Annotated in this window: 15 protein-coding genes; 9 read left to right on the forward strand and 6 right to left on the reverse strand. The window is 36.9% G+C overall.

Annotated elements, in window-relative coordinates:
- Positions 1-139 precede the first annotated feature (139 nt).
- The 4 genes from dapA (at position 140) to purC (ending at position 4,201) form a co-directional block, all read left to right on the forward strand.
- Entirely contained in the window at positions 140-1,039 is a 900-nt protein-coding gene (dapA, locus tag ABN217_RS01365) for a 4-hydroxy-tetrahydrodipicolinate synthase (RefSeq protein ID WP_196554062.1), read from the forward strand.
- Between the two features lie 16 nt (positions 1,040-1,055).
- Positions 1,056-2,102: an outer membrane protein assembly factor BamC gene (gene bamC, locus ABN217_RS01370; RefSeq protein WP_197269074.1), complete on the forward strand. Its 1,047-nt coding sequence runs from the start codon at positions 1,056-1,058 to the stop codon at positions 2,100-2,102.
- A gap of 287 nt (positions 2,103-2,389) precedes the next feature.
- Complete coding sequence (locus ABN217_RS01375; protein ID WP_196554064.1) at positions 2,390-2,980, forward strand: phosphatase PAP2 family protein; 591 nt, start codon at positions 2,390-2,392, stop codon at positions 2,978-2,980.
- A gap of 507 nt (positions 2,981-3,487) precedes the next feature.
- The gene (gene purC, locus ABN217_RS01380; RefSeq protein ID WP_072068417.1) at positions 3,488-4,201 is read left to right on the forward strand and encodes a phosphoribosylaminoimidazolesuccinocarboxamide synthase; all 714 of its coding nucleotides are present in this window, start codon (positions 3,488-3,490) and stop codon (positions 4,199-4,201) included.
- 142 nt (positions 4,202-4,343) lie between these two features.
- On the opposite strand, the gene ABN217_RS01385 is transcribed toward purC, so the two are convergent.
- Together ABN217_RS01385 and ABN217_RS01390 are read right to left on the reverse strand one after the other, a co-directional pair.
- Positions 4,344-4,955: a glutathione S-transferase family protein gene (locus ABN217_RS01385; protein ID WP_196554065.1), complete on the reverse strand. Its 612-nt coding sequence runs from the start codon at positions 4,953-4,955 to the stop codon at positions 4,344-4,346.
- A gap of 93 nt (positions 4,956-5,048) precedes the next feature.
- Positions 5,049-5,747, reverse strand: a complete 699-nt coding sequence (locus tag ABN217_RS01390; protein WP_349458986.1) for a helix-turn-helix transcriptional regulator — start codon at positions 5,745-5,747, stop codon at positions 5,049-5,051.
- 220 nt (positions 5,748-5,967) lie between these two features.
- Between ABN217_RS01390 and ypfJ the strand changes: the two genes are divergently transcribed.
- The 3 genes from ypfJ to ABN217_RS01405 all read left to right on the forward strand — a co-directional run bounded on the left by ypfJ (position 5,968) and on the right by ABN217_RS01405 (position 9,417).
- Positions 5,968-6,852, forward strand: a complete 885-nt coding sequence (gene ypfJ, locus ABN217_RS01395; protein WP_196554067.1) for a KPN_02809 family neutral zinc metallopeptidase — start codon at positions 5,968-5,970, stop codon at positions 6,850-6,852.
- A 61-nt stretch (positions 6,853-6,913) separates the two neighbouring features.
- Positions 6,914-7,366 (forward strand): DUF441 domain-containing protein, encoded by a 453-nt coding sequence (locus tag ABN217_RS01400; RefSeq protein WP_006533030.1) that lies wholly within the window; start codon positions 6,914-6,916, stop codon positions 7,364-7,366.
- A gap of 2 nt (positions 7,367-7,368) precedes the next feature.
- The gene (locus ABN217_RS01405) at positions 7,369-9,417 is read left to right on the forward strand and encodes a tRNA(Met) cytidine acetyltransferase TmcA (protein WP_349458988.1); all 2,049 of its coding nucleotides are present in this window, start codon (positions 7,369-7,371) and stop codon (positions 9,415-9,417) included.
- On the opposite strand, the gene ABN217_RS01410 is transcribed toward ABN217_RS01405, so the two are convergent.
- A complete protein-coding gene (locus tag ABN217_RS01410) occupies positions 9,380-9,589 on the reverse strand; it encodes a YpfN family protein (RefSeq protein WP_036936107.1) in 210 nt (69 codons plus the stop codon). The two genes, ABN217_RS01405 and ABN217_RS01410, sit on opposite strands and share 38 nt — an antisense overlap.
- A 99-nt stretch (positions 9,590-9,688) precedes the next feature.
- Here ABN217_RS01410 and ABN217_RS01415 point away from each other — a divergent pair, with 99 nt between their 5' ends.
- Positions 9,689-10,072 carry a DUF454 family protein gene (locus tag ABN217_RS01415; protein ID WP_072068409.1) on the forward strand — a complete coding sequence of 128 codons (384 nt, stop codon included), beginning with the start codon at positions 9,689-9,691 and terminating at the stop codon, positions 10,070-10,072.
- A 2-nt stretch (positions 10,073-10,074) separates the two neighbouring features.
- Here ABN217_RS01415 and ABN217_RS01420 read toward each other — a convergent pair whose 3' ends face one another.
- From ABN217_RS01420 to ABN217_RS01430, 3 genes are read right to left on the reverse strand one after another with little or no spacing between them, the layout of a single operon-like run.
- Entirely contained in the window at positions 10,075-10,743 is a 669-nt protein-coding gene (locus ABN217_RS01420) for a M15 family metallopeptidase (RefSeq protein ID WP_340893285.1), read from the reverse strand.
- Positions 10,740-11,870, reverse strand: coding sequence for a succinyl-diaminopimelate desuccinylase (gene dapE, locus ABN217_RS01425; RefSeq protein WP_340893283.1), 1,131 nt, complete (start codon positions 11,868-11,870; stop codon positions 10,740-10,742). The genes ABN217_RS01420 and dapE overlap by 4 nt, the downstream gene beginning before the upstream one ends.
- Before the next feature lie 5 nt (positions 11,871-11,875).
- Positions 11,876-12,247, reverse strand: a complete 372-nt coding sequence (locus tag ABN217_RS01430) for an ArsC family reductase (RefSeq protein ID WP_072068406.1) — start codon at positions 12,245-12,247, stop codon at positions 11,876-11,878.
- A gap of 206 nt (positions 12,248-12,453) precedes the next feature.
- Here ABN217_RS01430 and ABN217_RS01435 point away from each other — a divergent pair, with 206 nt between their 5' ends.
- On the forward strand, positions 12,454-13,014 hold the full coding sequence (locus ABN217_RS01435; protein WP_072068405.1) for an SEN1982 family lipoprotein: 561 nt from the start codon (positions 12,454-12,456) through the stop codon (positions 13,012-13,014).
- Positions 13,015-13,035: the final 21 nt, after the last annotated feature.

Genomic DNA, 13,035 nt, shown 5'->3' on the forward strand with positions numbered 1-13,035 from the left:
CACTATCTTCAATTATTATATCTCTTTAATTCATATCAAAGAATATTAGCAAATTTCATTAGAAACCTAGAGTTAAGTAGTTTTCAATAGAGCAATGAATGAGTACCATTGAGTATACGTCTATCTCGGAGCAATGATTATGGTGAATAACGAATTTAATTTTACAGGCAGTATGGTGGCATTGGTTACACCAATGGACGCAAAAGGCAATGTTGACCGGGTTAGTTTACGTAAATTAGTTGACTATCATGTTAATGCAGGCAGTGCTGCCATTGTTTCTGTCGGTACAACTGGTGAGTCTGCAACATTAAGTCATGACGAACATGTTGATGTCGTTTTAATGACATTAGATATGGCAGATGGACGTATTCCTGTGATTGCAGGTACGGGTGCTAATGCAACATCTGAAGCTGTTTGGTTTACACAACAATTTGAAAACAAAGGTATTGCAGGTTGTTTAAGTGTGACGCCATATTATAATAAACCTTCACAAGAAGGCTTGTATCAGCACTTTAAAGCGATTTCTGAAAGCACCGCACTATCACAAATCCTGTATAATGTGCCAGGACGCACGGGATGCGATTTATTGCCAGTAACAGTTGCACGTTTAGCCAAGTTGGATAATATTGTGGCAATTAAAGAGGCGACAGGGAACTTAAGTAGGGTTAGTCAAATCCAAGAGTTGGTTAATGATGATAGTTTTATCTTATTAAGCGGAGATGACGCATCATCATTAGACTTTATGCAACTTGGCGGCCATGGTGTTATTTCGGTTACTGCTAACGTTGCTGCGTCAGAGATGGTAGAATTATGTCGATTAGCAAATGCGGGTGAGTTTGCAAAAGCACGTGAACTTAATCGACGGCTGATGGACTTGCATCATCAGTTATTTGTTGAACCTAATCCAATCCCAGCTAAATGGGCGTGTCAACGTATTGGATTGATTGAAGACGCCACATTGCGCTTACCTATGACTCCGTTGACATCATCAGGTCAGCAAATTGTCGAGAAAGCGCTGTTAACAGCGGGAATACTGTAAAACTTAGGGAATTTTAATGGCAACACTATTGCATAAATCAAAGATTATGAAAGTCGCGGGTCTGTCGCTGGTGGTTCTACTGGCAGCCTGTTCAAGTGATCAGCGCTATAAACGTCAGGTCAGTGGTGATGAGTCTTATTTAGAGACGGCAGGGCTAAAGAATTTAGCTATTCCGGCGGGTATGGTGTTGCCTTTGCAAAATGGGGAATATGATATTCCAACCCCTAAAAAAACTGAGCCAGTAGGCTTAGCGCTTGATATTCGTCCACCGACTCAAGCTCTGAACTTATTAAGTGGTTCACGTAGTGAAAATAATGCAGATAACAGCAAACTGTTCTTACCTAGCACTCCTGAAAATACAACACTGTATGAGCAAGTAACGGCTATCTTAAAGGATAAAGGCGTTGCTATTGTAAAAAGTGATGCAGGGCAAAAAGAAATTCATACTGATTGGATAACATGGCTACGTGCAGATGAAAACGTGCCTTTCCAAACACGTCAACGCTTAGTCATAGCTCAAGCGGGTAATGTAATTTCATTAACAGTGACTAACGAAGGTTTACGTCAAGGCGAAACAGACGTTACTGATCCAGCTGAAGTAAAACGTTATAATATTTTAATGCTTAATGAGCTGGTTGATGGTTTAAACCGTATGCGTAATTTAAGCGAAAATACAGCTACAAGTAATCTTCAAGGTATTATTGATGTCCAGAGTGGCAGTGATAATGCAGGGCTTCCAGTGATTATTGTACGTGCGCCATTCGATGTTGTTTGGGATAGATTACCAATCGTATTAGAAAGCGTGGGAATGAAAATGGGCGACCGCACTCGTTCTAAAGGTTCAGTTGAAGTGACCTATAAAGGAATGAGTAGCGCAAACTGGAGCTCGTTAGGTGTTGATAGACCAACTGTAGAAGAAGCGGATTATAAATTACAAGTGGGTGATTTAAATAACCGTAGTAGCCTACAATTTATCAGTGATAAAGGTAAACCATTAACACAATCACAGAATGATCAAATGGTTGCAGCGTTGAAAGCCGCTTTCAGTAAACCTGTGAAATAGGTATTCCGCTTTATAAAATAAAGAGAAGCCGCACAACATTAGTTGTGCGGTTTTTTTTGTGTTTTTAATCGGCAGAAATCTCTACTTATTTTTATTTTTGGAGATTTAAATAGAGATTCATTATTAAATTCGTCATTAATTGAATGCTCTTTTAATGATAGTGTTTAATTTGGTGTTGTTAATAATATTAATCTTAATGCAATGCTCTTAAATTTATGTAATATTGCGTCAATTCTTGTTCTTAATAAAAATAACAAAGCATTCTCTAACTATATGAAGGAGTATTTATGAGTGCGGGTGATATGATTATTCACTTGATATTAAGTGGGATACTTATTGTAGGTGTTTATCAATTTTATTTTTTTACTCAACGATATACATTGAGAGAAGTGAAAGTAATTAATTCACCTGTTGATGAAAAAATTCCTTTCTGGCCTTGGTGGTCATGGATTTATAGTTTCTTATATTATCCCGCAATTCTATATCTTAACTGGATTATTCAAGACTCAAGACAATTTATTATGATTGTTTTTAGTTATATAGTGCTGTTAGTCATGCAAATGTTTTTCTTTGTAGTATTTCCTGTTGCCACCCCTGCACATTGGCGAACCATTAACCCAGGAAAAACAGCATCAGAGAAATTTCTTAAGTTTGTTCAACACTTTGATGACTCATCAAACTGCTTCCCTAGTATGCACGTTTCAGTTGCAACACTTACTGCTTGTCTTGCATATGCAACATTAGGGCCTTGGGTTTTCTTATTCCCATTATTTATTGCTTTATCTTGTATGTTTACCAAACAACACTATTTAATTGATTTACCAGCAGGCGCCTTATTAGGTTGGTTTGCTTATGAAATCTATTGTCTCATTATGTAATAAAAAATTTATACCATTTTTATTCGTAGGTATATTTAAAAAATACAAAGTTAAATGAATAAAAATATCTTGTTGAAACTTAGTAATAAGAAATATAACCAAATTAGTTTCTAATAAAAAAGAAATTAATTTGGTTTTTTTATTCAAAACAACTCAATATAGGTGTAATAAAAAATGAATTAATTATTGAAAATAATATAACTCTAAAAAGGAGATGATACAGTGATATAAACTAAAAATATTCTTATTTTGATTTTTTATATCCGCTATATTCTTACCTTATTATAGAATTTCTCTTTATTACTTTTAATGGTTAATTGTTATTGCTTTAAATATTAAAGATAATAATGCACTTTTATTCTCTATAAATAGTGCTGTTATCAATGTGTTATCTTCAAGATTTTTTAGTGATAGCTCTCACGTTTTAAAAGCTTTTTTATCTAATCTAGAGTAGAGTATGGGAAGCAAATTTCTTGTTAAACCTATCACATCTTTGGAGTGTGTCAGATGCAGAAAAAAGCTGAGTTGTATCGTGGAAAGGCCAAGACAGTCTATACCACTGAATCTTCTGATTTTCTTATCCTTGAATTCAGAAATGATACATCAGCGTTAGATGGCCAACGTATTGAACAGTTTGATCGTAAAGGCATGGTAAATAATAAATTTAACCATTTCATTATGAATAAACTGGAAGAAGCGGGTATCCCAACGCAGATGGAACGTTTGCTTTCTGATAATGAAGTGCTAGTCAAAAAACTCGATATGGTGCCTGTTGAATGTGTTATCCGCAATCGTGCGGCTGGCTCATTAGTTAAACGTTTAGGCGTTGAAGAAGGTATGCTTTTAAACCCACCTATTTTTGATTTATTCTTAAAAGATGATGCGCGTCATGATCCTATGGTGAATGAATCTTATTGTGAAACCTTTAATTGGGTATCTAAAGAAAACCTCGCAGAAATGAAACGTCTTAGCTATAAAGCAAACGATGTCCTTAGCGAATTGTTTGATAAAGCAGGGCTTATTTTAGTCGATTTTAAACTCGAATTTGGTCTATTCCACGGTAAAGTTGTATTGGGTGATGAATTCTCTCCTGATGGTAGCCGTCTATGGGATAAAAATACCTTAGATAAAATGGATAAAGACCGTTTCCGTCAAAGCTTAGGCGGATTAATTGAAGCATACGAAGAAGTTGCACGTCGAATTGGTGTTTCTTTAGACTAAATACGCAAACGATTACGTAAAGAGAAAACAATATAATAAAAAAGGTCAGCTTAAAAACTGACCTTTTGTTTTTTCAAAAAGAGTTTAAAAGAACATGATTAAGCAGTTATATTGATAAAATTACGTTTAATAATAAGAATAATCATCGTAATCCTAAACTTACTAATAATTGTTTAATTTCATTATTAAGTGCAAGACTATCAATATATTGATTAATTAATGGTGTTGGTTCAATGAGTGCATATTTGCATAAGAAAATTAGGAAATAGCCCACATACACATCAACCGCAGTCAGATTTTTGCCACAAATATAAGGGTTAGCACTGGCTAGCCCCGTTTCTAAACAATGAAAGGCACGTTCAAATGAACCAAAACCAGAGGACTTTTGTTGTTCTTCATTCAACTCCACACCGAGATCTTTGACTGTAAATGCTGCTTCAATAGGGCCTGCGGTAAAAAAGAACCAACGATAATAGGTAGCTCTTTCAGGAGAATTTAGTGCAGGTGCGAATCCTTTCTCAATAAACTTATCCGCTAAATAAGCACAAATTGCGGAAGTTTCTGTAACAATATATTCGCCATCAACTAATGCAGGAACCTTCGCCATCGGATTAATTGCAAGGTATTCAGGACTATGCATTGGTTCGCCATAAGCTAATTCAATGCGCTGATATGGTACATTTAATATCTTTAAGAAAAGCTCAACTGTGTTGCCGCGAGACATTGTATTAGTATAAAGGATAAGTTCACTCATGATGTTTCCTTACTGTGTTGATTGACATAATGTTTGTTTAAACTGAAATCGCTAAACGAGGAACAGCAAGGAAGATATTACGGAAGTTGAGTGTCAGTTATTGTCAGGAGCATCTTTGAGGATCTCTTTTTTCCATCTATCGAGCAAATAACTTTTTGGATAAGGCAAATTATCACTTAATACATCATAAGAAATAATCCTATCGAGTCTAAAATGGCGATAACTTTGGCGTAATTCACACCATGCAGCAATGACTTGCGAGTCTTGAAAATAGCCAACCGCAATCGGCCAAATAATACGATGACTTAATTGTTTTTGAGCGTCTTTATAATCAATTTTCGCTTTTTTCTCTTCACGTAAACTTAAGCGTAAATCTTTAGCAATAGTGTGGTTAACTTCAATAATTCGATTTGTAGGTACAAATAATGTGTTTTGCTCCAGTAATGTTTGATGCTGTGTTGTGACTACGGCATTAATTTTATTAATCGCACGTAATGCCGAGTAGCTTAATTCATTATCTGTATTATTTTCAACCCAACGCAATCCTAAGATAAGGGCTTCCAATTCATTGATATCAAAGGTTAATGGAGGAAGTAATAATCCTGAACTCAATTGATAACCTATACCCGCTTCGCCCGTAATTTCAGCACCTTGATCACGTAGAGATTCAATATCACGATAAATCGACCGTACACTTATGTGTAATTTATTAGCGAGCGACTCAGCAGTTATCGGATAACGGTTTTCTTTTAGAATTTGTAATAAAGTGAGTAAGCGCTGGGTCCGAGTCATTAAGATCTCAATGTGTTAACAAAAAATACGATGATTAGGAATAAGAATTCTATTATGAAATGACTAAAGTGTGTTGAGTTATTTTCTCTAATAGTCTCTATTACCTTACTCTCAAAAAATAGGGAATAGAGATGACAATTTTTTGTTATTATCTCAAATCAAGTGATAAATTTACTCATAATAAAGATAAATTAGCCTATTAAAACCGTGGGGATATGTTATGCGTTGGAATGATCGCCGAAGAAGTAATAATGTAGAAGACAGAAGAGGGCAACCTTCCTCTGCATCTGGTGGTGGCAATCTCCCATTAGGATTAATTGCACTTTTACTGCGTACTAAATATGGTTTTGTAATAATTATTGTTTTAGTTATCGCCAGCTTTATGGGATTTGATTTTAACACGTTAACAGGTGGCAATAATCAAGCACCACAACGTAATGAACAACAAACCGCACTCTATAATGAAGCTGCTGATTTTAGTAGTGTTATTTTAGCCAGTACAGAAGATTTCTGGCGAACAATTTTTGCACAAGTAGGAAAACAATATAGTGATCCTAAACTTGTGCTATATACCAATAGCACGACAACACAATGTGGAACGGGCACAAAAATAATGGGACCATTTTATTGTCCCGCGGATCGAAAAATCTATCTTGATCTCTCCTTTTATAATGAAATGAAAAATAGCTTAGGTGGTGGTGGTGAATTTGCCCAAGGCTATGTTATATCTCATGAAGTTGGTCATCATGTTCAGCATTTGCTAGGTATTACAACCCAAATGCGCGAAAAACAACAAATGGCTCGCTCAAAAGCAGAAGCAAATCGTTTATCTGTAAAATTAGAACTACAAGCTGACTGTTTTGCTGGAATGTGGGGGCATTTTATTGCAGGTGAGGGCCGTATTGATGAAAGTGATTTATTAACGGCAATTAAAACAGCGCAAGCTATCGGCGATGATAAATTACAGCAACAACAGCAAGGTTATGCTGTACCTGACAGTTTTACACATGGTAGCGCAGAACAGCGTAAAACTTGGTTTATGCGAGGGTATAACAGTGGCAATATTAAATCTTGCGATACATTTGCTTCTTCGTCTTCGAACTAATACCATTCTTTGGTAAATAAAAGACAATTAACACTATAAAGAGAAAGGGTTAGGAACAAACATGAGCAATGTTGATCCCTCATTATTAATTTTGCTGGTTCTCGCTGGGCTCGGCATTATTAGTCATAACATGACTGTGACGTTAGCCATGCTGGCTTTGTTAGTCATTAAAATAACACCATTAAATCAATATTTTCCTGTTGTTGAAAAATATGGCATGACCATAGGGATCTTAATTCTTACCATCGGCGTAATGACTCCCATTGCAACGGGGCGTATATCAGGACAAGAAGTTCTTAATTCATTCTTAAACTGGAAATCACTATTAGCGATTGCTATTGGTATCGCTGTTTCTTGGCTGGGGGCTAGAGGCGTTTCTTTAATGAATAACCAGCCGTCAACGGTTGCCGGCTTATTAGTGGGAACGGTTATTGGAGTAGCGCTTTTCCGTGGTGTTCCAGTTGGGCCATTAATTGCAGCTGGTATTCTTTCATTATTAATTGGCAAATCCTAGCGGTGTCATTCTCTCATTTGCATCAATACCAGCAAAAGTTAGCGCGATTTGGGCTGCGTCAATTACTGCTATTAGCGGGCGAACCTACATGGCAAACAGAACAGATCCAGCAAATTACCCAGTTATGCCAAGGTGATTGGATAACGATTTCATCTTGCCAGCCTAATGCTATTTTACCAGAGCACGCTATTCGTCTGTTAGGACGAGAGTTTCTACATGCTGTTTTTGATGCTAATGAGGGATTTAATACTGATGCTTTAGCCATGTTAACGGGCACATTAAAAGCCGGTAGTTTATTGATCCTGTGTTTACCCAATATTGAAAGTTGGGATAGCTACATAGATAACGATAGTCAGCGCTGGAATGATGCTCAAGGTGCACTTTCAACACCGAACTTTATGGTATGGCTAAAAGATATCACATTAGGTGATGAGCAAGTGATTGTGTGGCAACAATCAACATTATTAAAGTTGCCTACAATGATTGAAAACGCTAAACCTTGGGTACTTCCACAGGGTGAACCAACCACAGAACAGCAATTGATTTTAGATAATTTGCTTATATCGACATCTGGTGTTTGGAGTGTTATTGCACCAAGAGGGCGTGGAAAATCTGCGCTTGCTGGTATGTTTATCGAGCAATATCAAGGTAATGTGATAGTTTGTGCACCTGCTAAAAATAGCACTGATGTTTTATCTTCCCATACCAACAAAGCTATTTCATTTTACTCTCCTGATAATTTATTAGCACTGTGCAAAAATAATGAAATTCAAAGTGATTGGTTGATTATTGATGAAGCTGCTTCTCTACCAATTGCACAATTAGAAGTGCTATGTGGTTATTTTCCTAATGTGTTAATGACAACCACAGTACAAGGTTATGAGGGGACAGGGCGTGGTTTTATGCTTAAATTAGGAGGTAATATTCCTCATTTACGCACTTATCAATTACAAACACCAATCCGCTGGGCTAAAGATTGTCCATTAGAAAATTGGCTTAATCAGTTGTTATTACTTGATGAGCCTGAGCATGATTTTGAACGTCAGCAACAAGGTGAAGTCGATATCCAGAAGCTTCAAGGAAATTGGCATAATAATATTCCACAACTACATGGGTTTTATCAACTACTTACTAGTGCGCATTATCGAACAACACCGTTGGATCTACGGCGTTTACTTGATGGTCAAAAACAGCATTATTGGTCAGCGACAATCAATAAAAAAATCGTGGGTGCCGTGTGGTGTATTGAAGAAGGGGGATTACCTTTCGAACTTGCTTATGATGTATGGCTAGGTACTCGTAGGCCTAGAGGTAATCTACTTGCTCAATCATTAGTCACCTATGGTTTAACACCAGATGCGGTGTGTTTAACCTCATTGCGCATTAGTCGAATCGCCGTTTTACCTCAATATCGGCGCCAGAAAATTGCTGCAACTTTAATGACTAATATTGTAATCGAGAGTCAAAAACAGGCTATTGATTACCTTTCAGTGAGCTTTGGTTACACCGAAGTTTTAGCGCAGTTTTGGATGAAATGTGGCTTTCAAATAGTACGATTAGGGGTACATAAAGAGGCTAGTAGTGGATGTTATGCAGCAATGGCCATTTATCCACTAACAGAAAAAGGTGAACAGTTATTGCACTCGTCTTTAAGCGCTTTTGCTTTGCAATATCAGCAGATAAAAAAGCAAACAGGTATCTGTTTATCAACGAAATTGCTACCCCATCATATTGCTACATCACAAGACACTTGGTTAATGATGGCAGGTTTTGCATTTGCTCATCGTCCGGTACTTACTGTTTATGAGAGTGTGGCCAACTTTTTGGTAGGCTATGAGCAACACTACCCGTTATTAGTGGCTTTTTTTGTAGAAAATAAAACAGTTGAGCAGTGTGTGGCTGAATTTTCTTTATCAGGAAAAAAAGTCTTAACTAAGCAACTAAGAGAACAATGCGCGAAATTAATGACTGAAAAAGATCCTCAATTAACATCGCATTATCAACAGTGGTTAGCTACTTATTCTCATCCTTCTTGTTTTGATTTTGTTTAGGCCAATCATCTTCATCATCCCATTTATCATTAAAATCACGGTGTGGGGGCAATTTCCGCTTATTTTTAAGAAATTGTTTAGGATCGATTTTGTTCATATCTTTAATTGCGTTAATAATAATTCCCACTAAAAGAATTAAAATAACCCACCAATAGTCAGCAAACCAGTGCATAAATAAACCTTCTGTTTTAAAATCGTTATTGAGAATGAGGATCTTTTTTATTTAACGCTATAAAATAACCAGATACAGCATAAGTTGGAAAAGTACAGTATGAAACGGATATTATTGATTATAGCAGGTTGGTTATGTGTTGGATTAGCCACGCTGGGTGTTATTTTACCTGTATTACCCACAACACCTTTTTTATTACTTGCTGCATGGTGTTTTTCACGCTCATCAACACGCTTTCATCATTGGCTACTTTACCGTTCTTGGTTTGGCTCTTATTTACGTTATTGGCAAGCTTATCGCGCTATGCCTAAAGGGGCGAAACCTAAAGCTATTTTAGTGATTTTAATTACTTTTGCGATTTCACTGTGGTTAGTATCGATGCTATGGGTCAGAATATTATTACTCATAATCCTAGCTTGTTTGTTAATTTTTATGTGGAGACTTCCTGTAAACGATCAACAAGAAGCCCCATGTGAGAAATAATTTTATTCAGGCAAAACAATATAACGTGAAAATATCTCGTCAAGATCCGCTAATAACCATTGTTTACCATGAATATCTTCTTCCTCTAGCACTGATTTAAGAATTTCAGGCGTGTAAGCAAGTGAGGCTTCATGAGATAGAGGCCAATAACTGATATGCCAAGGTTCGTAAGCAATATAGCTCTCTTTATGAGTAAAAGGGCGATAAAAATCATACGCTGACATATTCTCTGTTAACCACTCATTAAGCTCTGCAAAATAGCCTCCGTCTTCATACTCCCAAGGTTCTAACTGTAATGATTGCCCTTCAGGTAAGCGAAAGGGATCATAAATATCAATTTCGGTTCCCCAATGGTGGCGACTTGCACCAGGTAACGCTGACCATTTTAAAATCGCGGTACAGCGTTCGCCTTCTGATAAAGTAGTTATATCAATGGGTTGACTTTGTGCATCTAAAACAGGACGAGTGCCTTCAAACTTTCCATTCCATATCGCTAATTGGCGATTAAAATCACGAAAAGAGCTTGCGGGCATCAATTTAAAGCCGGCTTTTGTTGCCTGTTGTTGTAAGGCTAAAAAGGCTTTTGCTGCATTAAATTGTAAACGATGTTGACCGGATAAAGTGACTAAATGCTCAGTAGAGCGACCTGTTAGCATTAAAGGCGTTATCATAAAATAAGTTGCTCCATCACTCGCTGATAAATTCGACTAAGTTGCTGTAGATCTGCTGCATTAACACATTCATTCACTTTGTGAATAGTTGCATTTACAGGGCCTAACTCAACAACTTGCGCTCCCATTTGAGCTATAAATCGCCCATCAGAAGTGCCTCCGCTGGTGGAGAGTTCTGGATCTAAATTGGTATAATGTTTGACAGAATAACGAACCGCTTCAAGCAATTTACCTTGACCAGTAATAAAAGGTTGACCAGATAAAGACCATTCTAAATGGTAATGAAGTTGGTGTTTTTGCAACAAAGCCTCTGTACGTTGGCGAATTTCTTCATCAGTAATTGCGGTGCTAAAACGGAAATTAAATTGGATAAACAACTCACCAGGAATAACATTATTACTGCCAGTACCCGCATGAATATTAGCAATTTGCATGGTTGTCGCTGGGAAAAATTCGTTGCCTTCATCCCAAACCGTATTGACTAATTCTTGAATAAAAGGGGACGCAGTATGAATAGGATTTTCTGCAAGGTGAGGGTAAGCAACATGCCCTTGTACACCTTGAATTAATAAATTCGCTGTTATTGAACCTCGGCGGCCATTTTTTACCATATCACCTAATTGATGTTGGCTCGAGGGTTCACCGACAAGGCAATAATCAAGCCGTTCGCCACGTGACATTAAAGATTGCACAACTTTTACCGTACCATCAGCTGCTTTTGCTTCTTCATCAGAGGTAATTAAAAAAGCCAGTCGTCCACGATGATCGGGATAAGAACGTACAAAACGTTCTGCTGCGATAATCATTGCTGCAAGAGAACCTTTCATATCAGCAGCACCGCGACCATAAAGCATGCCATCACGTATTGACGGTTCAAACGGTGGTTGTTCCCATAATGCTGGATCACCAGTAGGAACCACATCTGTATGACCCGCAAAGGCTAGAGTCTCTCCCTCACCTCCACGACAAGCCCATAAATTCTCTGTTTCACCAAAAGGCATTCTTTCAATAGTAAAACCAAGAGGAGCTAGCCTATCAATAATCAATTGTTGACAACCTTGATCGTCAGGGCTTATCGAAGGACGTGAAATTAATTGTTGTGCAAGTTCAATAACAGGACAGGACATAAATATTAGGCTCCTGTAAAGGTTAAATAGTCATTGGTATTAAAACCGACAATAAAGCGGTTATCTGATGAGACAAGAATAGGGCGCTTAATGATAGCGGGTTTATCTAACATCAGTGAAATAGCGGAGGTAACATCCGTGATTGCATTTTTTTCTTCATCAGATAATTGACGCCAAGTTGTTCCTCTTTTATTCACAAGTGTCTGCCAATCTAAATTTTCTGTAAAGGTGCGTAATAATGCTTCCGTCAAACCCTCTTTGCGGTAATCATGAAACGCGTAAGGAACATGATTATCATCTAGCCATTTACGTGCTTTTTTGATTGTATCGCAATTTTTTATGCCGTACATGGTATATGTCAGGTTTGTCGTGGACATGATATTTTCCTTATATGACAATACGTAATATTAGTATTGATGAGAATGAGTGTTATACAATTCCAAAGTAACAGCTTTTGTTGTAGTGAAAAATCCTATTTACATTATAAAATATATCGGATATTAAACTGTCACGTTAGTGTAACGAATTGTGTAGCGTAGAGTAATACAAATACGAATAAAGATTTCCGTTGGTAAAAGAGAATATGAAAAGTATTTCACTGAGTCTTATATTACTTTTACTTTCTTCTTTTAGCTGGGCAGATGAAGAAAATGACAGTCAAAAAGTTGATGAGTATAAAATAGCCTTAGAAGCTTTTTTTAACAGTGATTATTTATTGTGTTTGGGCGAAGGGAAATGGCCTGTATATAGCAATGAAGATGATGCACCTTGGGTGTTAGAAAGAATGCATGCATTAGTTGAGGCGGGATTGATTGAACAAACAGCAAATGGAGAAGAATGGGTGTTCAATCTTAGTGAAAAAGGACGCAAAGCGTGGCAACCTTACCAAGACTTCTGCTATGGCCATCTGTTTATTAGCCAAATAAAAGAGATCCAACCGATAGGATCAGGGAAAAGTAAAATTTATTTCTATTATGGTGTAAAAGGTATTCCTTCGTGGGCAACCAATGAAGAAATACAATCTGCTTTTAGTGAACTTGATATTGTCATAAATGGAATTAATCGAGAGCTTTATCAGTTAAATATTGAAAAAATGCCAGATAACCATTTTAAAGTATTAAGTTATCCTGTTCCCATTGAGTAATTAATGATTCAATACACACTT

The sequence above is a fragment of the Proteus sp. fly-1067 genome (genome assembly GCF_040139345.1).
Classification (GTDB): Bacteria; Pseudomonadota; Gammaproteobacteria; order Enterobacterales; family Enterobacteriaceae; genus Proteus; species Proteus vulgaris_B.